The sequence below is a fragment of the Micromonospora cynarisoli genome (assembly GCF_030518815.1).
GTDB lineage: Bacteria > Actinomycetota > Actinomycetes > Mycobacteriales > Micromonosporaceae > Micromonospora > Micromonospora wenchangensis.
Genome location: NZ_CP130426.1, coordinates 1,275,199 through 1,296,850, shown reverse-complemented (window position 1 = coordinate 1,296,850; position 21,652 = coordinate 1,275,199). Strand labels below are relative to the sequence as shown.

21 protein-coding genes, 2 tRNA genes and 1 pseudogene are annotated in these 21,652 nt (G+C 73.2%); 15 read left to right on the top strand and 9 right to left on the bottom strand.

Translation table 11 applies throughout. From position 1 onward, the window contains the following. Positions 1 to 21 precede the first annotated feature (21 nt). The 3 genes from Q2K16_RS05415 (at position 22) to Q2K16_RS05405 (ending at position 2,014) form a co-directional block, all read left to right on the top strand. Positions 22 to 333 (top strand): MazG-like family protein, encoded by a 312-nt coding sequence (locus Q2K16_RS05415; RefSeq protein WP_302743919.1) that lies wholly within the window; start codon positions 22 to 24, stop codon positions 331 to 333. A 386-nt stretch (positions 334 to 719) separates the two neighbouring features. Continuing rightward, the gene (locus tag Q2K16_RS05410) at positions 720 to 1,310 is read left to right on the top strand and encodes a hypothetical protein (protein ID WP_302743918.1); all 591 of its coding nucleotides are present in this window, start codon (positions 720 to 722) and stop codon (positions 1,308 to 1,310) included. Positions 1,311 to 1,600: 290 nt separating this feature from the next. After that, positions 1,601 to 2,014 carry a protein-tyrosine phosphatase family protein gene (locus Q2K16_RS05405; protein ID WP_302743917.1) on the top strand — a complete coding sequence of 138 codons (414 nt, stop codon included), beginning with the start codon at positions 1,601 to 1,603 and terminating at the stop codon, positions 2,012 to 2,014. 70 nt (positions 2,015 to 2,084) lie between these two features. Here the strand turns inward: Q2K16_RS05405 and Q2K16_RS05400 are convergent, their stop codons facing one another. Beyond that, a complete protein-coding gene (locus Q2K16_RS05400; protein WP_302743916.1) occupies positions 2,085 to 4,361 on the bottom strand; it encodes an ATP-binding cassette domain-containing protein in 2,277 nt (758 codons plus the stop codon). 142 nt (positions 4,362 to 4,503) lie between these two features. On the opposite strand from Q2K16_RS05400, the gene Q2K16_RS05395 reads away from it, so the two are divergent. Beyond that, the gene (locus Q2K16_RS05395; RefSeq protein ID WP_302743915.1) at positions 4,504 to 5,214 is read left to right on the top strand and encodes a MerR family transcriptional regulator; all 711 of its coding nucleotides are present in this window, start codon (positions 4,504 to 4,506) and stop codon (positions 5,212 to 5,214) included. A 99-nt stretch (positions 5,215 to 5,313) separates the two neighbouring features. Here Q2K16_RS05395 and Q2K16_RS05390 read toward each other — a convergent pair whose 3' ends face one another. Next, positions 5,314 to 6,510 carry a hypothetical protein gene (locus Q2K16_RS05390; RefSeq protein WP_302743914.1) on the bottom strand — a complete coding sequence of 399 codons (1,197 nt, stop codon included), beginning with the start codon at positions 6,508 to 6,510 and terminating at the stop codon, positions 5,314 to 5,316. A gap of 369 nt (positions 6,511 to 6,879) precedes the next feature. On the opposite strand from Q2K16_RS05390, the gene Q2K16_RS05385 reads away from it, so the two are divergent. Further along, on the top strand, positions 6,880 to 8,130 hold the full coding sequence (locus Q2K16_RS05385; RefSeq protein WP_302743912.1) for a D-alanyl-D-alanine carboxypeptidase family protein: 1,251 nt from the start codon (positions 6,880 to 6,882) through the stop codon (positions 8,128 to 8,130). A 116-nt stretch (positions 8,131 to 8,246) separates the two neighbouring features. Further along, complete coding sequence (locus tag Q2K16_RS05380) at positions 8,247 to 9,026, top strand: peptidylprolyl isomerase (protein WP_302743910.1); 780 nt, start codon at positions 8,247 to 8,249, stop codon at positions 9,024 to 9,026. A gap of 76 nt (positions 9,027 to 9,102) precedes the next feature. Here the strand turns inward: Q2K16_RS05380 and Q2K16_RS05375 are convergent, their stop codons facing one another. Then, complete coding sequence (locus Q2K16_RS05375) at positions 9,103 to 9,333, bottom strand: hypothetical protein (RefSeq protein ID WP_302743908.1); 231 nt, start codon at positions 9,331 to 9,333, stop codon at positions 9,103 to 9,105. A gap of 161 nt (positions 9,334 to 9,494) precedes the next feature. On the opposite strand from Q2K16_RS05375, the gene Q2K16_RS05370 reads away from it, so the two are divergent. From Q2K16_RS05370 to Q2K16_RS05360, 3 genes are all read left to right on the top strand, one after another. Beyond that, the gene (locus tag Q2K16_RS05370; RefSeq protein ID WP_302743906.1) at positions 9,495 to 10,727 is read left to right on the top strand and encodes a D-alanyl-D-alanine carboxypeptidase family protein; all 1,233 of its coding nucleotides are present in this window, start codon (positions 9,495 to 9,497) and stop codon (positions 10,725 to 10,727) included. Then, entirely contained in the window at positions 10,724 to 11,566 is an 843-nt protein-coding gene (locus Q2K16_RS05365) for a M15 family metallopeptidase (protein ID WP_302743905.1), read from the top strand. Before Q2K16_RS05370 ends, Q2K16_RS05365 begins: the two co-directional genes overlap by 4 nt. 104 nt (positions 11,567 to 11,670) lie before the next feature. After that, positions 11,671 to 12,177 carry a DinB family protein gene (locus Q2K16_RS05360; RefSeq protein ID WP_302743904.1) on the top strand — a complete coding sequence of 169 codons (507 nt, stop codon included), beginning with the start codon at positions 11,671 to 11,673 and terminating at the stop codon, positions 12,175 to 12,177. Positions 12,178 to 12,210: 33 nt separating this feature from the next. On the opposite strand, the gene Q2K16_RS05355 is transcribed toward Q2K16_RS05360, so the two are convergent. Further along, positions 12,211 to 12,987 (bottom strand): alpha/beta hydrolase, encoded by a 777-nt coding sequence (locus Q2K16_RS05355; RefSeq protein WP_302743903.1) that lies wholly within the window; start codon positions 12,985 to 12,987, stop codon positions 12,211 to 12,213. Between the two features lie 71 nt (positions 12,988 to 13,058). Here Q2K16_RS05355 and Q2K16_RS05350 point away from each other — a divergent pair, with 71 nt between their 5' ends. The 4 genes from Q2K16_RS05350 (at position 13,059) to Q2K16_RS05335 (ending at position 15,324) form a co-directional block, all read left to right on the top strand. Next, a complete protein-coding gene (locus Q2K16_RS05350; RefSeq protein ID WP_302743901.1) occupies positions 13,059 to 13,631 on the top strand; it encodes a hypothetical protein in 573 nt (190 codons plus the stop codon). A gap of 290 nt (positions 13,632 to 13,921) precedes the next feature. After that, positions 13,922 to 13,995: transfer RNA gene (locus tag Q2K16_RS05345), tRNA-Trp, on the top strand. Positions 13,996 to 14,020: 25 nt separating this feature from the next. Beyond that, positions 14,021 to 15,220, top strand: coding sequence for an RtcB family protein (locus tag Q2K16_RS05340; protein ID WP_302743899.1), 1,200 nt, complete (start codon positions 14,021 to 14,023; stop codon positions 15,218 to 15,220). Positions 15,221 to 15,251: 31 nt separating this feature from the next. Continuing rightward, positions 15,252 to 15,324: transfer RNA gene (locus Q2K16_RS05335), tRNA-Arg, on the top strand. A gap of 32 nt (positions 15,325 to 15,356) precedes the next feature. Here the strand turns inward: Q2K16_RS05335 and Q2K16_RS05330 are convergent. The 4 genes from Q2K16_RS05330 to Q2K16_RS05315 all read right to left on the bottom strand — a co-directional run bounded on the left by Q2K16_RS05330 (position 15,357) and on the right by Q2K16_RS05315 (position 18,094). Then, the gene (locus tag Q2K16_RS05330) at positions 15,357 to 15,809 is read right to left on the bottom strand and encodes a cupin domain-containing protein (protein ID WP_302743898.1); all 453 of its coding nucleotides are present in this window, start codon (positions 15,807 to 15,809) and stop codon (positions 15,357 to 15,359) included. Beyond that, positions 15,806 to 16,609: an AraC-like ligand-binding domain-containing protein gene (locus Q2K16_RS05325; protein ID WP_302743897.1), complete on the bottom strand. Its 804-nt coding sequence runs from the start codon at positions 16,607 to 16,609 to the stop codon at positions 15,806 to 15,808. The genes Q2K16_RS05330 and Q2K16_RS05325 overlap by 4 nt, the downstream gene beginning before the upstream one ends. Positions 16,610 to 16,676: 67 nt before the next feature. Continuing rightward, positions 16,677 to 17,951, bottom strand: coding sequence for a helix-turn-helix domain-containing protein (locus Q2K16_RS05320; protein WP_302743896.1), 1,275 nt, complete (start codon positions 17,949 to 17,951; stop codon positions 16,677 to 16,679). Beyond that, a complete protein-coding gene (locus Q2K16_RS05315) occupies positions 17,948 to 18,094 on the bottom strand; it encodes a hypothetical protein (RefSeq protein ID WP_302743895.1) in 147 nt (48 codons plus the stop codon). Before Q2K16_RS05315 ends, Q2K16_RS05320 begins: the two co-directional genes overlap by 4 nt. 174 nt (positions 18,095 to 18,268) lie before the next feature. On the opposite strand from Q2K16_RS05315, the gene Q2K16_RS33165 reads away from it, so the two are divergent. Both Q2K16_RS33165 and Q2K16_RS05310 read left to right on the top strand, forming a co-directional pair. After that, positions 18,269 to 18,532, top strand: a complete 264-nt coding sequence (locus tag Q2K16_RS33165) for a hypothetical protein (protein WP_489671853.1) — start codon at positions 18,269 to 18,271, stop codon at positions 18,530 to 18,532. Further along, positions 18,447 to 19,652, top strand: a pseudogene (locus Q2K16_RS05310) (NsdA family TPR-like regulatory protein); the annotation flags it as partial. The gene Q2K16_RS33165 and the pseudogene Q2K16_RS05310, both read left to right, overlap by 86 nt. Positions 19,653 to 20,084: 432 nt before the next feature. On the opposite strand, the gene Q2K16_RS05305 reads toward Q2K16_RS05310, so the two are convergent. Next, positions 20,085 to 21,254 carry a helix-turn-helix domain-containing protein gene (locus Q2K16_RS05305; RefSeq protein WP_302743892.1) on the bottom strand — a complete coding sequence of 390 codons (1,170 nt, stop codon included), beginning with the start codon at positions 21,252 to 21,254 and terminating at the stop codon, positions 20,085 to 20,087. Between the last annotated feature and the right edge of the window lie 398 nt (positions 21,255 to 21,652).

Genomic DNA, 21,652 nt, shown 5'->3' with positions numbered 1-21,652 from the left:
CCCGTCCGGTTCACTGGACGGGTGGACGAGGTGATCTGGGACGCGGCCCGCGCCGCCCGCGCCTGGCTGGACGCCGCCAACGGCACCGACCAGACCGAGCTGACCTGCCGCATCCTCAAGCTCAGCGAGGAGGTCGGGGAGGCGGCCGGGGCGTGGATCGGCGCGCTCGGCCAGAACCCCCGCAAGGGGGTCACCCACACCCGTGACGAGGTGGCCGCCGAGCTGGCCGACGTGGTCTTCACCGCCCTGGTCGCCATCGAGAGCCTGGGCCTGGACGCCCGGTCGGTGGTGGCCGCCTGCGCCGCGAAGGTCGAGTCCCGGATCACCCCGTGACGACCATGCTGGCCCGGACGGGCGGTATGGCTCCCGGTGCCGGTGCGAGGGTTGTCCGGTGCCGTCCGGTCCGACCCCGGTCGCCGTGACCGGCGGCACCCCCGGGCCGGAATCCCGGCCCCGTCCCCGGCGTTACATCCCCCGTACGACCGCAGCAGCACCCGGCCGACCCCGCCGACCCGGCGGGAATGGCCCCGGGACCCCGGTCGTTACACCTGACCCCGGCACGAGTGGCCACCGCCCCGGCCGGGAAACCCTGAACCTCTTTCCCCCGTATGAGCGGCCCCCGACGTGGTGCCCACGCCCCTTTCCGCTGCCCGTCCCCCACGGGCGCACCCGGCCCTGACGGGCCGGGCGGGGCGTCTACCCCCGAAGGAGCAACCACCATGACCACCATTCTGCGTAAGAGCGTCCTCGGTATCGCCGGCCTCGCCTTCGCCGGAGGCATCGCCGCCGGCCCCCTGCACCTCACCGACACCACCACCGTCGACACCCGACCCGTCGCCGCCGTGCAGGCCGACAAGCCGGCCGTGGACAAGGACAGGCTGATCCCGCACGGTGTGCAGGGCAAGCAGTCCCGGATCGACCTCGACGACGAGCAGACCAGCAACGTCAAGGCGATCATCGCGGCGACGAAGAAGGCCGGCATGGACGAACGGGCCGCCGTGGTGTCCATCGCCACGAGCCTCCAGGAGTCGAAGCTGGAGAACCTGGGTCACCTGGGTGACCGCAACGACCACGACTCGCAGGGCCTGTTCCAGCAGCGTCCGTCCTCCGGTTGGGGCACGGTGGAACAGATCACCGACCCCGAGTACGCGACCCTGGCGTTCCTCAAGGGCCTCAAGCAGGTCGACGGCTGGCAGGACATGCCCCTGACCAAGGCCGCCCAGACGGTGCAGGTGTCGGCCTACCCCGACCACTACGCCCAGTGGGAACAGCAGGCCGCCGACCTCGTCGCCCACCACTGGAACAGCTGACCCGTACGACACGATGGCCGGCACCCCACCCGGGGCGCCGGCCATCGACGTGCCCGGGTGGCGCGGGTCACGGCCGGCAGGGGAAGGAGCGGGCGGGGTGCCGCGTTGAGCAGGGTGTCGGTGTGTCCGGTGTCCCCGGGCCTCACCTGAAATAGCCGTCGCGGAGTTCCGTTCGGCTGGAGCCGCGTCGCGCCACGCGCCGAGAGGCGACCCGCACATCGACACCCGCCGCCCCCGACCCACCAGGGTCGGGGGCGGCGCACTGTGTGCGTACCGGGCAGAATCACGGTGTGGACTGGTCCAGCTCGACCGGCGTGGTCACCCTGCCCAGCGGCGCGACCGTGCGCGGGCGGCGGGTGGCCGACCCGGTGTCCCCGGCCGACTTCGCCCTGATCCTGGCGCCCGGCCCGACGCCGGCCTGGGCGCACCGGCGCATCCGGTGGCCCGACTTCTGGCTGCCGACCGACCGCGTCGACGCCCTGGACGCCTTCCGTGAGGCGCTGCGCCGTGCCCACGCCGGCGACCGGGTCGAGGCCGCCTGCCGGGGCGGGATCGGTCGGACCGGCACCACCCTCGCCGCCCTGGCGATCCTCGACGGGGTGCCGGCCCGGGACGCCGTCCGGTGGGTCCGCGACCGCTACCATCCGAAGGCCGTGGAGACCCCCTGGCAGCGCGCCTGGCTGCGGCGGCTCCCCAGCCACTGACCGTGCGTCCGTCCGCGCCGACCCGCCCCGCCGGCGGCGGGCCACCGGCGGGGCGGGAGAGCGGCCCCGCTCAGCGGGGAGCGACGTACTCGCGCAGGTGCCTGGCGGTGAGGGTGTCGCCGTGGGCGACCAGGTCGGCGGGGGTGCCGGTGAAGACGATCCGCCCGCCGTCGTGGCCGGCACCGGGACCCAGGTCGACGATCCAGTCCGCGTGTGCCATCACCGCCTGGTGGTGCTCGATGACGATCACCGTGTTGCCGGCGTCGACCAGCCGGTCCAGCAGGGCGAGCAGTTGGTCCACGTCGGCCAGGTGCAGGCCGGTGGTCGGCTCGTCCAGGACGTAGGTGGCGGCCTTCTCCGCCATGCGCCCGGCCAGCTTGAGCCGTTGCCGCTCACCGCCGGAGAGGGTGGTCAGCGGCTGGCCGAGGGTCAGGTAGCCGAGGCCCACCTCGGTCAGCCGGTCCAGCACCACCCGGGCCGGGCCGGACGGGAAGAACTCCCGGGCCTCGGTGACCGACATGCCGAGCACCTCGCTGATGTTCCGGCCGCGCAGGGTGTAGGTCAGCACCTCGGGGGTGTACCGCCGGCCCTCGCACGCCTCGCAGACGGTGGCGACGGCCGCCATCGTCGCCAGGTCGGTGTAGACCAGCCCGATCCCCTTGCAGGTCGGGCAGGCACCCTCGGAGTTGGCGCTGAACAGCGCGGCCTTCACCCCGTTGGCGCGGGCGAATGCGGTGCGGATCGGGTCGAGCAGCCCCGTCCAGGTCGCCGGGTTGCTGCGCCGGGAGCCCCGGATGGGGGACTGGTCGACCACCACGACGCCGTCGCGGCGGGGCAGCGAACCGTGGATCAGTGAACTCTTGCCCGAGCCGGCCACGCCGGTGACCACGGTGAGCACCCCCAGCGGCAGGTCGACGTCGACGTCGCGCAGGTTGTGCAGGTCGGCCCCCCGGATCGCCAGGTGGCCGGTGGGCCGGCGGAACGCCGTACGCAGGGTCGCCCGGTGGTCGAGGTGCCGACCGGTCAGGGTGTCGGAGCGGCGCAGCCCGGCCACGTCGCCGGTGTAGCAGATCCGCCCGCCGGCCGAACCCGCGCCCGGACCCAGGTCGACCACGTGATCGGCGATGGCGATCGTCTCCGGCTTGTGCTCGACGACCAGCACCGTGTTGCCCTTGTCGCGCAGCCGTAGCAGCAGGCCGTTCATCCGGGCGATGTCGTGCGGGTGCAGCCCCACCGTCGGCTCGTCGAAGACGTACGTCACGTCCGAGAGGCTGGACCCGAGGTGGCGGACCATCTTCACCCGCTGCGCCTCGCCACCGGAGAGGGTGCCGGACTCCCGGTCCAGGCTGAGGTAGCCGAGGCCGATCTCCACCATCGAGTCCAGGGTGTCGCGCAGGTCGGCCACCAGCGGGGCCACCGACGGTGCGTCGATCCCGCCGACGAACTCCGTCAGGTCGCTGACCTGCATGGCCGCGCACTCGGCGATGGTGCGTCCGGCGATCCGCGAGGACAGCGCCGCTGCGTTGAGTCGGGACCCGCCGCAGGCGGCGCAGGTGGCGAAGGTGACCGCCCGGTCCACGAAGGCGCGGATGTGCGGCTGCATGGACTCCCGGTCCTTGGCCAGGTAGAGCCGGCGGACCTTCACCACCAGCCCCTCGTACGTCCAGCTGTTGGCACCGACCTTGATCTTCGTGGCCGGCTTGTGCAGGAAGTCCGCCCACTGCTGCGGGGTGAAGTCCTGGAGTTTGGCGTCCGGGTCGAACAGACCGGACCCGACGATCGTCTGCCAGTACCAGGAGTCGACGGCGAAGTTCGGCACCAGGATCGCCCCGTCGTTGAGCGAGCGTTCCACGTCCACCATGGCCGACACGTCGAGGTCGGAGACCCGACCCAGCCCCTCGCAGGTCGGGCACATGCCCTCGGCGAGATTGAAGCTGAACGCGCCGGCCCCGCCGACATGCGGTTCGCCGAGCCGGCTGAACAGGATCCGCAGCAGCGCGTACGCGTCGGTCGCGGTGCCGACGGTGGAGCGGGAGTTCGCCCCCATCCGTTCCTGGTCGACCACGATCGCCGGGGTCAGGTTCCGCAGCGAGTCGACGTCGGGACGGGACAGGTTCGGCATGAACGACTGGAGGAAGGCACTGTAGGTCTCGTTGATCAGGCGGCGGGACTCGGCGGCGACGGTGCCGAACACCAGGGAGGACTTTCCCGAGCCGGAGACCCCGGTGAACACGGTGAGCCGTCGCTTGGGTATGTCGACGGAGACGCCGGTGAGGTTGTTCTCCCGGGCCCCCCGTACCTCGATCACGTCGTGGTGGTCGGCGGCGGACTGCGCTGGTTGCTCCATACCTTCGATTTTCTCATTCCTGCTCCCGTAGCGACTTTCTCCGCGATTCACGCATCGCAGGTTGGGCTATGCGATGAAAAGTCTCAAACCACGTGACAACCACTAGGGTGGACGGGAGACGAGTGGTGGGGGAGGGGCCCGGGTGACGGAGGAGCGACGGTGGCGGCTGGTCGACGTCGCGGCCAGCGCCGGCATCTCCGCCCAGCAGGTGCGCAACTATCTGGCCGACGGGGTGCTGCCGCCGACCGACCGCACCCCGAGCGGCTACCGGATCTTCACCGACCGCCACGTCCGGGCCCTGGCGGTGGCCCGCCTGATGGCCGAGGGACACGGCTGGGCGCGTACCCGGGAGGTGCTGGCGGCCGTGCACCGGGGTGAGCTGCCGGCGGCGCTCGCCGCGCTCGACGCCGGGCACGCCGAGTTGGACCGTGAGCGGGCCGAGATCGCCCGGGTGCTGGGCGCGTTCGCGACGGTGCTGGGCAGCCGGCCGGGGGCCGTGCCCCGCCGGGATGCCCGGATCGGCGAGGTGGCGGCCCGGGTGGGGGTGCGGACCTCGCAGCTGCGCCTGTGGGAGCAACGCGGGCTGCTCCGCCCGCACCGGCAGCGGGGCACCGGCTACCGGGTGTACGACGTGGCCGAGGGGCGGGCGGCGCAGGTGGTGGCGCTGCTGCGCCGGGGCGGCTACCCCTTCGAGATCATCACGGCGGTGCTCGACGAGCTGCGTAGCACCGGCCGGCCGGACCGGGTGCGGGCCGAACTCGCCCGGCGGGAGCAGGAGTTGAACCGCCGCAGCCTGCGCCGGCTGCGGGCCTCCGCCGCCCTGCACGACTACCTGGACGGGATCGGCACCTGAGCCGGGCGGCCCCGTGGATCGCGCCCGCCCACTGCCGGACACCTGCGCACAGCCGGACGGCCCGGCGGATGATCCGCCGGGTCGTCGGTGATCGAGGTGTCAGTTCAGGCCGCAGGCGGCGAAGTTGTCGAGGTCGGGGCGTTGTGCGCCGACGCGGTTGAAGGCGATCTCGATGCGGTCGAGGGCGGCCTGGCGCTTGTCCTTGAGCGGGCCGAGGATGGCGTTGTTGATGAAGTTGGCGCCGCCCTGGGGGTTGGCGGCCTGCTGCGCGAGGCGGGCGTTGGCTTCGTTGATCTGCTTGTCGAGGTTCGCCAGTTCGGCCTGGACGTTCGCGGCGGCCTGGGCGGGTACGTCGGGCAGTTGCGGCGTCGGGCAGTTCACCGTCCGGGCCGCACCGGCGTTCCCGTTGCCCGCATTCCCGTTCCCGGCGTTGCCGTTGCCCGCGTTGCCGTTGCCGGCGTTCCCGGCACCCGCGTTGCCGGCGTTGCCGGCGTTGCCCGCACCTGCGCCGTTGAGCCCGCAGGCGGCGAAGTTGTCGAGGTCGGGGCGTTGTGCGCCGACGCGGTTGAAGGCGATCTCGATGCGGTCGAGGGCGGCCTGGCGCTTGTCCTTCAGGGGGCCGAGGATGGCGTTGTTGATGAAGTTGGCGCCGCCCTGGGGGTTGGCGGCCTGCTGCGCGAGGCGGGCGTTGGCTTCGTTGATCTGCTTGTCGAGGTTGGCCAGTTCGGCCTGGACGTTCGCGGCGGCCTGGGCGGGTACGTCGGGCAGTTGCGGCGTCGGGCAGTTCACCGTCTGGGCGGCGGCCGTGGTGTCGTTCCCGCCGGTGGCGGCGTTGCCGGCCTTGACGGAGCTGTTCAGCGCGCTGGCCACACCCGGGGCGTTCAGGCCGCAGGTGGCCAGGGCGTCCAGGTCGGGCCGCTGGGCGCCGGCCCGGTTGAAGTTGATCTCGATGCGGTCCAGCACCGCGACCCGCTTGCTCTTCAGCGGGCCGAGAATGGCGTTGTTGACGAAGTTCGCGCCGCCCTGCGGGTTGGCCGCCTGCTTCGCCAACCGCTCGTTCTGCCGGGCGATCTCCTCGTCCAGGTTGGCCAGTTCCCGTTCCACCCCGGCGGCGGCCGACGCGGGGATCGCCGGCAGCCTGTCCCGTACCGTCGGGCAGTTGACGGTCTGCGCGGCGGTGCTGCCGGTGTTCTCACCGGCGGAGGCGAGTTGCAGACCGCCGCCCAGCAGCAGCACCGCCAGGGCGCCCACTCCGCCGAGCTTGAGGACGGCATTCTTCCGCATTGGCCTGGCCATGTACCTCTCCTCTGATCTCCGGCGGGTCGTCGACGGCGTCGCGTCAGGTGGCCCGACGGTGGCTGTGGTCAAGGCGGACCGGGTGTCCGACGCCAGGCATCGGCGTCCGCCCCGATCCGTCCTTGCGGCGTGGGATACGGGGACCGGTCGAAGATCGTTCAAGAATTCCGGTGAGCTACCTGTCGCCCTCCGTGGTCGACGGAGAAACCGCAGCTCATCGGGGTTGGGAGCGATCCCGTCGGTGCGCGGGAGGGCCGATTCCGGCTACCTGAAGTCACGTTTCGGTCATCGACGGTCAGGTTCGGGACCCTGTCGGGCCGGCCGCGTCCCCTGGGGAACCCGTTCCCCGTCTCGGTAGGGTGCCTCACCATGAGAGCCCGGGTCCTGGCCGCCGGCGTCGCGGCCGTACTCCTCACCGGTGTGCCGGCCACCCCCGCCACCGCGGGCGGTGCGGCCCGCGCCGGGTCGGCCGCCGTCGTCGTGCCGTGCCCGAAGCTGCCGACGCCGAAGGTGACCCGACCGCCCCGGCCCACGCCGCCCACGGCCGTGCCCGAGCAGCAGCGGGTGGGGGGCGAGGCGCTGGCCACCCCCGGGCTGACCGTGCCGCCCGGGGTGCCCGCGCCGCCGCCGGTCACCGCGACCTCGTGGCTCGTCGCCGACCTGGACACCGGCGCGGTGCTCGGCGGCTGCGGCCCGCACGAGTACGGCACCCCGGCCAGCGTGCAGAAGCTGCTGCTGGCCGCCACCATGCTGCCGAAGCTGAACCCGAAGCAGGTGGTCACGGCCACCCGCGCCGACCTGGACATCGAGCCGGGCAGTTCCGCCGTCGGCCTGCTCGACGGCGGTCGCTACCCGGTCGAGACCGTCTGGCTCGGCCTGCTGCTCCAGTCCGGCAACGACGCGGCGAACCTGCTGGCCCGCCTGGGCGCGGGCAGCGCCGCCGCCGGGGTCCGTGAGATGAACGCCGAGGCACGCCGGCTCGGGGCGTGGCAGACCCACGCGGTGACCCCGTCCGGGCTGGACGGGCCGGGCCAGTTCACCAGCGCGTACGATCTGGCGCTGATTGCCCGGGTCTGCTTCGCCGACCCCACCTTCCGCCGGTACGCGTTGACCGAACGCACCCAGATCCCGGCCCAGCCGGCACTGCGCAAACCCGGCTTCCAGATCCAGAACGAGAACCAGCTGATCTACCGGTACCCGGGGGCGCTGGGCGGGAAGACCGGCTTCACCGACCTGGCCCGGCACACCTACGTCGGGGCCGCCGAGCGCGGTGGGCGACGACTCGTGGTGACCCTGCTCGGGGCCGAGGCCCGCCCGGTACGCGGCTGGGAACAGGGGGCGCGGCTGCTCGACTGGGGCTTCGGCCTGCCCCGGGACGCCTCGGTGGGGCGACTGGTCGAGCCCGGTGAACTGACCACCGCCAGCCCGTCGGCTCCGCCGTCTGCCCCGGTGGCCGCCGCTCCGGCCGCCCCCCGGCCGACGCCCGGCGCACCGCACTGGCTCGGCGGGGCGGCGGTCGGCGGGGCGGCCGGGCTGGTCGGCGTGCTGGCCGTCCTGCTCACGGTCGGCCGTCGACGGCGCTCCCGCCGCCGGGTCAGGCGGCGGGTCGCCTGGCACTGACGACGGTCACCCCCGCCGGGATCGGCCGGCGTCGACAACCGGTGGCAGCATCCATAGACTCCGGTCGTTCCGGTACCCGCCGTCTCTCCGGTACCACGAGTCCAGGAGGACCATCAGTGTCGAGTGAACCCCGACCGTCCGCCGCCGGGTCGCGCCCCCACGGCCGGCTGGCCCGCCTCGCCGGGGCGGCCCTGGCCTCGGCCGCGCTGGTCGTCGCCGGTGGCACCGCCGCCGTCGCCGCGCCCGCCGACGGGCCGTCCGCCGCCCGGACCACGAAGGGACCCTGCGCGTACACGTCCACGCCCGACGAACCGCCGGCCCGGCCGGTGCCGCTGCCGCCGGACCCGCGCCGGACGCCCGACCACGGCACGGTCCGGATCACCCTGCGCACCAGCCAGGGACCGATCGGACTCACCCTGGACCGCGAGCAGGCCCCGTGCACCGTGCAGAGCTTCCTGCACCTGACGAAGCACCGGTTCTACGACTGGACGCCCTGCCACCGGCTGACCGCCTACCCGACGTTGCAGGTGCTCCAGTGCGGCGACCCGTCCGGCACCGGTGAGGGCGGGCCGGGCTACCGCTACCGCGACGAGCTGCCCACCGACCTGCCGCCCGCGCCGACCGACCCCACCGGCGTGCGCCGGCTCTACGCCCGGGGCACGCTCGCCATGGCCAACGCCGGGCCGGACACCAACGGCAGCCAGTTCTTCCTGGTCCAGGCGGATTCGGCGCTGCGCCCCAACTACACCGTTTTCGGCAGCATCGACGCGGCCGGGCTGGCCACCCTCGACCGGATCGCCGCCGGTGGCATCGCGCCCACCCCCGAGGACCCGGCGCCGGTGGACGGCGCCCCGGCCCTGCCGGTGCAGATCCACCGCGCGATCCGTAGCCACTGAACGACGCCGGCCGGCCCGTAGCGGGCCGGCCGGGCGTATCGCCGGGCGGGGGCGGCTGATCGCCCCCGCCCGGCGGTCAGCCCTGCTCGCCTGCCGCCCGGGCCCGGTCGGCGTCCGCGTCGGCCGCACCGACCGGCACGCCGTCGCCGTCGCGGGCGGCGTCGGACAGGTCCACGTCAGCACCGGCGCGGGCGGCGTCGGCGCGGGCGTCGTCCGCACCCACCACGGGGCGGGTGTCGACGTCGTCGACGTCGACCAGGTCACCACCGGCCGCGAGGCCGATCGGGGCGTAGCGGGGGTCGGTCATGGTCTCCTCCTTCACCGGGGCCTACCCTCCGCTACCCCCATCCACCACCGTCGACACCTCCCGAGGCCGTCCGGCGGCATGTTAGCGGTCCGGCCGCACCCAGCGGGTGGGATTCGCCGGATCGCCGGACCGGCGGGGCGGGCGTCACTACCTTCGTCAGCGTGAGAGTTCGGGGACGTACCGCCGCCGTCATCGCCGCCGTGCTGCTGTCGCCGGTCGTCGCACCCGCCGGTGCGGCGGACGCCGCCGGGGCCGTCACCACCGGCCCGTGCGCGCCGGTGCCGGCCGTGTCCCGCCCACCCCGGGCGGTCCCGCCCCACCCGGACCCCGCCGCCCGGGCGGTCGGCGGCCCCGCCCTGGCCACCACGGAACAGGTCCGACCGGCCGGGACACCCAGGCCGCCCGCCGTGGCGGCCACCTCCTGGCTGGTCGCCGACCTGGACAGCGGCGACGTGCTCGGCGGCTGCGGCCCGCACGAGTACGGCACCCCGGCCAGCGTGCAGAAGCTGCTGCTCGCCGCCACCGTGCTGCCGAAGCTCGACCCCCGCCAGACGGTCACCCTCACCCACGGCGACCTCGACATCGAACCCGGCAGCTCCGCCGTGGGCTTCGCCGAGGGCGGCCGGTACCGGATCGAGACCCTCTGGTTGGGCCTGCTGCTCAAATCCGGCAACGAGGCGGCCAACGCGCTGGCCCGCCTCGGCGGCGGCCCCGACGGGCTGCCCGGCGGGCTGCGGGCGATGAACGAGCACGCCCGGCAGCTCGGCGCGTTGCAGACCCACGCGGTGACCCCGTCCGGGCTGGACGGTCCGGGCCAGTTCACCAGCGCCTACGACCTGGCGCTGATCGCCCGTGCCTGCTTCGCCGATGCCACCTTCCGCCGCTACGACACCACCCGGGAGACGACGATCCCCGCCCAGCCGGCGCTCGGCGAGAAGGCGTTCCCGATCCAGAACGACAACCAGCTGCTCGACCGCTACCCGGGGGCGCTGGGCGGCAAGACCGGCTACACGGACCTGGCCCGGCACACCTACGTCGGGGCCGCCGAGCGGGGCGGCCGGCGGCTGGTGGTCACCCTGCTCGGCGCGGAGGTGCTCGACAGGCGGGGCTGGGAACAGGGCGCGGCCCTGCTCGACTGGGGGTTCGGGCTGCCCCGGGGCGCGGCGGTCGGTCGGCTGGTCAATCCGGGCGAGCTGACCGCCGGCCCGTCCGCGTCCGCCACCGCCACCCCGCCCGCGCTGGCCGCCGCCGGCGGGCCGGGCCGGCTCGACCCGGGCAGTCACCCCTGGTCACGTCCGCTGTTCGCGGTCTCCCTGGCCGCCGTCGTGGCCGGGCTCGCCGGGCTGCTGCTCGCCCTGCGCCACCGGCCCCACCACGGACGCCGACGACGGTGAGACCCGGCGCGGACCACCCCCGGTGGCTGCCGCTCCGGTTGCTGGTCGCGGCGGCGGTGCTCGCGACGGCGGGCTGTGGCCGGCCGCCGCAGCCCGCGCCGGTGCCGAGCGCCGCCATGCCGACCCCGGCCGGGCCGCGCGCCCCCGCCGACGTGGTGCTGCTGTCCGAGGTCGACCCGAGCATCGTGGCGGACATCCGGTACGCCGGCCCGCACAACTTCGTCGGCCGGCCGGTGGACGGCTACGACGAGCCGCTGTGCCTGCTCACCCGGCCCGCCGCCGAGGCGTTGCGGCGGGTGCAGGACGCGGCCCGCGCCCAGCGGCTGAGCCTGCGGGTGTACGACTGCTACCGGCCGCAGCGCGCCGCCGACGCGTTCGTCCGCTGGGCGAAGGACCCCGCCGCGCAGCAGATGAAGGCGGAGTTCTATCCCCGGGTGGCCAAGTCGGGGCTGTTCGCCGACGGCTACCTCGGCGCGCCCACCGCGCACAGCCGGGGCAGCACCCTCGACCTGACCCTGGAACCCCGCCCGGCCCCGCCCCGCGCCTCGTACGCCCCCGGGCAGCCGCTGGTGGCCTGCACCGACCCGGTCGAGCGGCGGTTCGCCGACGGCACCGTCGACATGGGCACCGGATTCGACTGCTTCGACCCGCTGGCGCACACCGCCGACCCCCGGGTGACCGGCGTCGCCCGGACCCACCGGCAACTGCTCGAACGCCTGATGACGCAGGAGGGTTTCGTCAACTACGACCGGGAGTGGTGGCACTACCGGTACGCCGACGAGCCCTACCCCGACAGCTACTTCGATTTCCCGGTGGCCCGTACGTCCCTGCCCCGCTGACCCGCCCGGGTCCGTTCCCGGCGGGCCGGCAGCCGCAGGCCGCTAGGCTGCCCGACGGCTCCCGGCCGCCCGCCCGGGGCGACCCCGTCCCCGAAGGACCCGACATGACCACCGAACGGATCGGCCCGCCGCTGCGCGCCGGGGAGCGGGAGACGCTGCGCGCCTTCCTCGACTTCCACCGGGCCACCCTCGCCATGAAGTGTGAAGGGCTGACCGACGATGAACTGCGGCAGCGGGCCGTACCGACGTCCAACCTGACCCTGCTCGGCCTGCTGCGGCACCTCGCCGAGGTGGAACGCGCCTGGTTCCGCCGGGTGATCGACGCCGAGGACGTCCCGCTGCTCTGGTCGCAGGACGGCGACTACCAGCAGGCGTACGACCCGACGGGGTCGACCGGCGCGGAGGCGTTCGCGGCGTGGCAGCGGGAGGTGGAGCACTCCCGGCGGATCGAGCGGGAGGCGGCCTCACTCGACGTCACCGGCCACCAGGCGCGCTGGGGCGAGGATGTGTCGCTGCGCCTGGTGATGCTGCACATGATGCACGAGTACGCCCGGCACAACGGCCACGCCGACCTGCTGCGGGAGGCCGTCGACGGCAGCGTCGGCGTCTGACCCGCCGACCCGCCCGGTCCGGCGGTCGGCGGCTCAGCCGGCGGCCGGCCGGGTGCGCAGCGGCAGCCAGGCCAGCACGTCGCGGATCGTGGCGTCCCAGTACGGCCAGTCGTGGTCGCCTGGGGAGAAGTCCACGGTCACCGGCACGCCCCGGTCCCGGGCGGCCGCGACGAAACGCTCGTTGTCGTCGTACAGGAAGTCCTCGGTGCCGCAGGCGACGTAGAGCGGGGGAGTGTCGGCCCCGGCCCGACCCACCAGCGCGACGGTGTCGTCGTCGGGGCCGGCCGTCGGGGCGTCGCCCCAGACGGTGTGCCAGACGTCCGGGTCGAGCGGACGGTCCGGGGCGTAGCGGCGGTGGGCCACGTTGAGCGCCCCGGACAGGCTGGCCGCCGCGGCGAACCGTTCCGGCTGCCGCAGCGCCCACTTCACCGCGCCGTAGCCGCCCATCGACAGCCCGGCGACGAAGGTGTCCTCCCGGCGGTCGGAGAGCCGGAAGAACGACCGGCAGACCCGGGGCAGTTCCTCGGTGAGGAACGTCCAGTACCGGTTGCCGTGCTTCTCGTCGGCATAGAAGCTGCGCCCTGCCTGGGGCATCACCACGGCCAGACCCAGGGCCGACACGTACCGTTCGACCGAGGTCTGACGGGTCCAGGCGGTGTCGTCGTCGCTGAGCCCGTGCAGCAGGTAGAGCACCGGTGGGCCCGCGTCGGCGGGCTCGGGCCGCGCCGGGTCGGGTTGCGGCAGGATCACCGTCATCGACGTGCTCATGCCCAGGGCCTCGGAGTCGAACTCGCACCGCATCAGAGCCATGGCCATGGACCGTACCGTCTGACGGCCGGGGCGGACACGCCCGCGCCGTTCGGACACCCTAGGCTGTCGCCATGTCCGCCGAGGATGCCGTGATCGACCTGGACGCCCCTCGGCCCGGGTCCCTCGGGCCGGCCGGTGCCCGTGCCCGCCGTGCCGCCCGACCCCGGTTCGTCCTCGGCCTGGTGGCCGCCTTCGTGGCCGGCCTCGTGCTGGGCGGCTGGGGCGTCGACCGGTCGCAGGAGGCACGCGCCCGGCAGGAGCGGGAGTCGGCGGTCAGCCTGGTCGCCATTCCGGCCGCCATGGGCGGCAGCGGGGTGAACTCCGGCGGCCGGGCCCGGCTCGAAGGGTCACTGGCGGTGGTCAACGCCGGGCCGTCCCCGGTCACGGTACGGTCGGTCCAGGCGGACAGCCCCACCGTCGTCGTCCGTGATCTCGGCCGGACCCGGCTGATCCGGCCCGGCGGCACCGGCTGGATCGGCGTGGTGGTGCAGTTCCAGTGCGGGGAGGCACCCACGGCGGAGCCGCTGTCGGTGCGGTTCTCCGTCGAGACCGCCGACGGACAGGTCCGGGAGGTCCGCTACCCGATCGTCATCGTGGGCAGCCTCTGGCTCGACCCGCTCTCCACCATGTGCGACCTGCGATAGCCGGATCGCCACCCGGGCGAGGACGGATATCCGTTTGCGACGGTGCGGGCGTCCGCCTAGGTTCGACGTCGACGCCACACCGACCAGCCGGGGAGCACACCGTGTCGCCGTACCTCAGCACCGAGACCACGCGGTTCCTGCCGCGCGGCAGGGTGCTGTTGCCAGCCGGCGAGCGAGCCCGGGGTTGCCGGTGGCGGCGGGGGTGGCGGCGCGGATAGCGCCAGCGCGACCCGCGCAGCCGCCCACCCCACCGGGGGTCCGGGCGGCTTTTTCGACCCGGACACCCGCCGAGGGGTGTAGCTCAACGGGGGAGAGCACCGGATTCCACACCCGACGGTCGCAGGTTCGAATTCTGTCACCCCTGCCCCCCACGAACGAGGAGAACGACCATGGCATTCACCCCGCTGCCGGGCACGAAGGCGCCGGTACGGGTCTGGACCGACCCGTACGGCATCGAGCCCCAGGCCGCGCAGCAGTTGCGCAACATCGGCGCGCTGCCCTGGGTGCAGGGCGTCGCCGTGATGCCGGACGTGCACTACGGCAAGGGCGCCACCGTCGGCTCGGTGATCGCGATGCGGCAGGCCGTCTCGCCGGCCGCCGTCGGGGTGGACATCGGCTGCGGGATGAGCGCGGTACGCACCTCGCTCACCGCCGCCGACCTGCCCGACGACCTCGCGTCGCTGCGCTCGGCGATCGAGGCGGTCGTGCCGGTCGGCTTCGCCAAGCGGGACGACCCGGTCGACCCGCGTCGGGTCCGGGGCCTGGAGCAGCGCGGCTGGGACGACTTCTGGGCCCGGTTCGCCACCCTGGACCGCCGGGTGGCGCAGCTGGAGAGCCGGGCCCGGCACCAGCTCGGCACCCTCGGCGGGGGCAACCACTTCATCGAGGTCTGCGTCGAGCAGGACGGCCCGGACGCCGGGCAGGTCTGGTTGATGCTGCACTCCGGTTCCCGCAATATCGGCAAGGAGTTGGCCGAGCGGCACATCGGGGTGGCCCGTGCCCTGCCGCACAACGCCGACCTGCCCGACCGGGACCTGGCGGTGTTCCTCGCCGGCACCCCGGAGATGGACGCCTACCGGCGGGACCTGTGGTGGGCGCAGGAGTACGCGCGGCGCAACCGGGCGGTCATGCTGGCCCTGCTCTGCGGCGTGGTGCGGGACGCATTCCCGCAGGTCAGCTACGGGGAGCCGATCTCCTGCCACCACAACTACGTGGCGGAGGAGCACTACGACGGGGTGGACGTGCTGGTCACCCGCAAGGGCGCGATCCGGGCCGGCCGGGGGGACCTGGGCATCATCCCGGGGTCGATGGGCACCGGGTCGTACATCGTGCGGGGGCGGGGTAACCCGGACGCCTACTGCTCGGCGTCGCACGGGGCCGGCCGGCGGATGTCGCGGGCGCAGGCGAAGCGGACGTTCACCGTCGACGACCTGGCGGTGCAGACCGCCGGGGTGGAGTGCCGCAAGGACGCCGGGGTGGTCGACGAGATCCCCGGCGCGTACAAGGACATCACCGAGGTGATGGCCCGGCAGGACGACCTGGTCGAGGTGGTGGCCCACCTCAGGCAGGTGGTCTGTGTGAAGGGTTAGACCGGCCGACGCCCCCGGGCGTCGGCCGTGAGCCCCGGTGGCGCAGCGGACAGCGCGCCGGTCTACGAAACCGGAGAGCCCAGGTTCGAATCCTGGTCGGGGCACGGGCCGCCGTGACGGTCGGGCGGGGTGCGCTTCACGAGGCGTACTCGGTCGAGATCTCGGTGGCGTAGGTCTTCCACAGCGGTGCCATGGTCTCGGCGTTGACCGGCCGTCCAGAATCGATCATGGCCTTGAAGTCGCGGAAGTACTGCACGTACAGGTCCGGCGTGAACGTGTTTAGCATGACCGCGTTCCCGTCGCCGACGTTGGCGAACGTGTGCGGCGCCCCGGTCGGCACGATGACCCAGGTGCCCGGTCCGGCGTCGTACTGGTCCTCGCCGACCGTGAACCGGAACGTCCCCGCCAGCACGTAGAAGCCCTCGTCGTGCTGGGCGTGGCGGTGCTGCAACGGGCTCGGGGTGCCCGGCGGGACGGTGACCTCGGCGAACCCCAACCGGTGCTCGGTGTGCTCGCCGTTTTCCAGGATGCGGATCTGCTGCGCCCCGCTGCCGAGGATCTCGCCCTCACCGGGGCGGACGATGTTCACCGGGCGGCCACGGCGGTGACCGTACGTCCGCCTGCGGCCAGCTCGGCCCGGCAGCGCTCCAGGCGGCGACGGCGGATCAGGGCCGCGACGGTGAACGGCTGGTCCTCGAACAGCTTGTGCAGCCGGCGTACGGAGATGTGGTGGGCGGCGGCGATGCCGGGCGGGGACAGACCGGGGTCGGCCAGCCGGGCCTCGATGTAGCCGGTGATCCGCTCCCGCAGCCGCTCGTCCGGGGCCGGTTGCTCGTCGCCCAGCCGGGCCTCCAGCGCGACCGCGATCAGCTCGATGACGGCCGCTGCCGACCGCAGCGCCGCCGCCTCGCGCAACCCGGTCGCCGACCGCGCCGACTCCCGGGCCAGCACGGAGACCAGAGCGCCCGGACCGTGGCTGCCGTCGATGCGTACGCCGACGAGCCGGTCGATCTGCGCGGGCCGCATCCGCAGCTCCCGGCGCGGAACCAGGATGGTAACGTGCGCCGAGGCGGTGCTATCGAACCGGAGCCCGCGCGTCGGATCGAGCAGCACCAGGTCGGCCGGCCCGAGTTCGGCGGTGCCACGCCCCTGCTCGATCCGCGTCCGACCCCGGGTCATCACCTTGACCGCCAGGTTCCCGCCGTCGCAGGCGTCACGTTCCCGCCCGACACACGCGCTCGCGGGCGTGTCGAGGGAGACCAGCCGCAGCGGCCCGAGGTCGCGGGTGGTGACCCGGCCCGGGCAGCCGGCCCCGGCCAGTCTGTTGACCAGCGGCGGAAACCCGCAGGCGACCAGCTCGTCCCGGAACGTCTCTCGATTGCCGACCACCGGTCAACGGTAACGGCGACTCTTCCACCCGGATGCTGCGACGACGCCCACACCGCAGCGGCGGCGATCAACAGGGGTCACCCGGTCGACGCACCCTGTGGGGCCGGCTGCTCGCTGCATCCTGGTCAGGGCGGGTCAGTCCGATGGTGTCGGCGAGGCGGGCGACGTCGGCCGGGGTGGGGCCCGCGCGCAGCACGGCGGTCAGGGCGGCGCGGGCGGCGGGGCGGGTGCGGGTCTCACCGGGGGCGGTGCGGTCGGCGGCGAGCAGGGCCCGCCCGGCGGCGTCGGGGTCGCCCAGGTCGAGGTGGCTGCGGGTGATGTCGATGAGGTGGGCGGCGCGGTGTTCGGCGGGGAGCCGTCGCCAGCCGTCGTGCCCGGTGGCCCGGCGGTGCAGGGCGACGGCCCGGTGGTGGTCGCCGAGGTGGGTGGCGGTCAGGGCGCGGGCAAGGTCGACGCTGGTCGGGCCGAACGTGATGCCGTCCGGGTCGGGCGGCTCGTCGGCGGTGGCGAGCGGGGCGGCACGCTTGGTCAGGTCGTGGGCGGTGGCGGCGTCGCCGTAGCTGGCGGCGGCGAGGGCGGCCTCGACCAGCAGCGCCCCGGTCAGGGCCAGCGCCGGCGGGTCGCCCTGCGCCGCCGCCGGGCCGAGCTGGCGTACGGCGGTGAGGGCGGCGGTCCTGGCCAGCCGGCCCCGCCGCAGCGCCCGGAGCACCTGCGCGAGGGTCACCGCCGCCCGGCCGATCCGCACCGGGTCGCCACGGACGGCGGTCATCATGGCCCGGTCGGCGGCCAGCCAGGCCAGCTGGGCGTCCCCGAGCTTGACCAGCGTCTGGGCGGTGAGCCGGTGGACCCGCACCAGCAGGTCGAGGACGGGCGGGTCCACCGGGCCGGTGTGGCCGGCGTGGCGGCTGTCGGCGAGCAGGTCGGGCAGCACCCGCAGCACCTGGGGGTGCTGCCCGTTGCGGTACGCCGCCCAGGCGTGTCCGGCCTGGTCGCCGAGCCGCCGCAGCAGCGGTCCGGCCGGGGTGGACGCCGGGGGGTCGTGGCGGGCCAGCGCCGCCCCGACCCGTTCCACGGCGGCACCGACGTCGGTGACCGGTGCCGGCGGGGTCCGCCCTGCGAGCAGGAGGTGCGGCGCGACGCCGAGCACGCCGGCCACGGTGTCGATGACGGAGAGCCGATCGAGGGTTCGCACCCCCCGTTCGACCTTGTCGACCCAGCTCTTCGACTTGCCGATCCGGTCGGCGAAGACCTGCTGGCTCATGCCCCGGCGCGCCCGTAACTCGGCCATCCGCCGTCCGATCGCCGACTCGGTGTCGGTGCGCTGCCGGCCTGGGCCGGTCACCGGTCGTGTCCCGGCACGGGCATGGTGTGGGTGGACCCGCCACAGTGGGGACACCACCGGGACTTGACCCGGAACGCGAGCAGCCCGAGCAGGAAGCCCGGCACCAACCCCCCGAACAGGACCGACAGGACCTGGGAAATCATCTGCGCTCTCGCCTTCTGCCGCGCCGGTCGGGAGGCGGGATGACCGTTGCGCCTGTCACTCGCTGTCCCATAGGGTCTACTCGCAGTAAACGGTGATGCCGTGGTGCTCGGAAGTCGCGCCGGGCAGCGTTGGTGTTGAACGCGTGGAACGCAGTGCAACGGGGAAGGCCACCGATGGCAGTACGGCGACGCAACGAAAGACTGCTGGCCCTCGTTCGCGAGTGCCGGTGGTCGTACGACGCCTGTGCCGCAGCGGTACGTGCCGTCGCGCTGGAGAACGGTGGCGCGCTCCCGTCCTGTGATCGTTCCCATGTGGGGCACTGGATCGCCGGAGTAAAGCCCACCCGAGACGACCTCCCGCTATTTGGCCGAAGCCTCCTCCCGCCGGTTGGGCCGGGTTGTCGGCCCGGCCGATCTCGGGCTTGTCGTCGGCGATAGCCTGGAACCTGATCTGACCGGCCTGGATTGGTGGAAGCACGACCCGGCCACTGATCTCCTGACGCTCGGGAGAGCCGACGTGGAACGACGGGCGTTCGGATTCACCGCCCTGTACTCACTGGCTGCGCTTGCCGTTCCGCTGGACTCCTGGGAGGACATCGCGGAGCGGGGTCGACGGGCGCGGGGCGGGGGCGCGGCGGTGGGTCGCCGCGAGATCGACGCCGTGCGTGACATGCTCGCGGTGTTCAGCAGAGCCGACGAGCGGTTCGGCGGCGGGCATGCGCGGCTCGCCGTGGTCCAGTACCTCACCTCCGACGTGGCCGGCTACCTTCAGGGCACCTTCACCTCCGACCAGGATCGTCGGGCCATGTTCAGTGCCGCCGCCGAGTTGACCTATCTCGCGGGCTGGAAGGCGTTCGATTCGTCCCTGCACGGGGTGGCCCAGCGGTACTACCTCCAGTCGCTGCGGCTGGCCAACGAGGCGGACGATCGGGCGTTGGCCGGTTTCACGCTTCGGGCGATGGCGCATCAGGCTGTCGACCTGGGACATGGTGCGGAGGCGTTGCAACTCGCCAACTCGGCCCTCGCCTGGTCGAAGGGGAGGGCGACTCCGGCGGCGACCGCGCTGTTCACCGTTCTCGCCGCCCGGGGGCACGCCGCGACGGGCGACCCGGCCAAGACGTCAGCGGCGCTCAGGGCCGCCGAGGCCCACCTCGCGAAGGCGTCCCCGGACGACGAGCCGACCTGGATCCAGACCAGCGGTTTCACCACGACCTCGCTGGCGAGTCAGGCGGGCCAGGCGCTTCGCGACCTGGGTGACCTTCCCGCTGCGGAAACCGAGCTGCGCCGCTCGGTCGCCACTCGCGACACCGAGGCGTACCGGCGGATCCACACCCTGACGTTGGCCAACCTCGCCGACGTCCAATGTGTTCGCGGGCGGCTGCGCGAGGCGACCGAGAGCTGGAACGACGCCCTGGACTCGATGGTCGGCGTCCGGTCCGGCCGGGCTACCGTGGCCGTGAAGAACATACGTACCCGGCTCAGCAGCTTCGGCCCACGCCTGCCTGCGTTCGCGAAGCAACTCGACCAACGGGCCGCAGCTCTCCTCGTTGCCCCTTGATGCGCCTCGCTCGGCCATCCGCTCGCGCGGGCCTGCCGGCTGGTTCCCCACTACCACCTGCCAGCACGGGTAGGGGACAGCCGCGCCCGACACCCGACGCACGAGCCGTCGAGCCCGCGAAGGTGAACCGCGAGGACCATCTGCTCCGCACTGCTGGTCACCGCTCACCGTCCCCGGGTCAGTGGCCACGCTCGATCGGGAGCCGGTGCCGGGCATGACAGGGCAGATCGGCTCCACATCGGCAGATGCGCCCTCATCGCCGAAGTCCGATGCTCATCGTCATGTGGCCGACCCTCCGTCGTCAGGACGCGGAGGACATCTGTTGATGTGCCTCGTCCCGCGTCCGGCTTCAGTGAGGTTCAGCGTTATGCCCAGCTTGCCGCCGATCCAGAGGGTGAGCGTCCGCTAACCGGGTGTGCTGTCCGCTGGCGGCTACCGCCTGGGTGCGTATTCCAGGCACGCGTCACGCAATGTTGCCGCCTCTGGTGCTCCCGACTGCTCCACCTTGGCCAACAACTCCGCCGCCCGCCACCAGTTCGACGGCACTACCCGGCCGGACGTCACCGCCTGCGTCCCCAGCGCAGCCGCCTCGTCCGACTGGCCGGCGGCGACCAGGGCGAGACCGAGATCGAGGCGGGCCGACGCGGACCGGCGGGGCCGTGCTCCCCCGTCGCCGTACGGGTCCAGCTCGGTCAGCACCGCCCGCGCCACCTGCTCGGCGCCGGGATCACCCGCCCATGCCAGAGTCGTGGCTGCATAGGCAGCGGCCTTGGCGGGGTCGTAGCGATAGTGGTGCTCGGCCCGCTCAGGAACGGGCAAATTCGCTGTCAGTCGCTCCACCCGGTCCAACGCCCGCCGGGTCGCACCGACGTCTCCGATCCTCGCCCACGCACGAGCCTCCTGGGCAGTCGCCTGAATGCGGGCGGAACTCCCCCTCGGGGCGATCCGCTGCGCTTGCTGGGAGAGATCGAGTGCCGCCCGGTAGTCACCTTGGGTCAACACGTCCCAGGCCCGGGTTTCGAGACACCATGCCTGGACCTCGCCATGCTCAGCATGATCGGCAAGATCACGAGCAGCTCGTAGGTGGGCGACCGCAGCAGTCCGCTGCCGCAGATCGATGTGAACCGTCGCTCGTAGCACCGACAGCCAGCCACCGGCAACCAACAGCCGCCGCTGCTGCGCGAGCGTCACCCGTCCGTCCAGTAGCCGCCCTACGTACGAAAGATGCCTCCGCACCAACGGCAAGAGATCCGCCGGGGTCATCGTCGGATAGGAACTGGCCAGATCGTCGACGCCCTGCTCTATCCGATCGAGCACGTCCCCGCTGACATCGCTGGCGGCAACTCTCGCCCGCAGCTCACTGGCCTCAGCCGCATGATCGACTGGCGCATCCGCCAACCGAGCAAGCACACCCCCCGCTTCGAGAACATGGTCGAGGTGACGCGCCGTGGCGACTGTCGGAGCCTTGAGCGCCGCCTCCAACTCGTGCAGATGACTCTTGCTCCGATGGGCAAGCTGTCCCAGGAGGCGAAGTGACAACCCTCGTCGCTGCCGAAACTCACGGAGAGCTGCGCCGAAGCGCGGATCGACGGACGAGGCCATAGCGCCACTCCAAGATCACGAGGCCCAGGCAACCTGAACCGGCCGCCACCTAGTCGGACGGTACCCCGACATGTCGCGCGCCGAGTCCCCCTCGCCTGCAACTTCGGGATGTTCCGTTGGGTGCCGTCCACGCACATCATCTGAAGTCGAGATGATCTATTCGGCCCGTCGAGTGCGCCGCACGTGATCGGCGTTGACCGCTGCATGGGTCACGCTGCGAGCACGGCTGGTTGAGTGCTTACGCTGATGCCTATGGAGGGCATCGGGGCTGGGGCCATGTTGCCGTGTGGCGCGCTGAGTTGCCTGTTCGTCTGCCTCATGCTTTGCGCCGCCGCTGCGGCTTGGGCCACTCGGCCCGAACGTGGGCGCTGACCCCACGGATCGACCTTCGCGTCCCG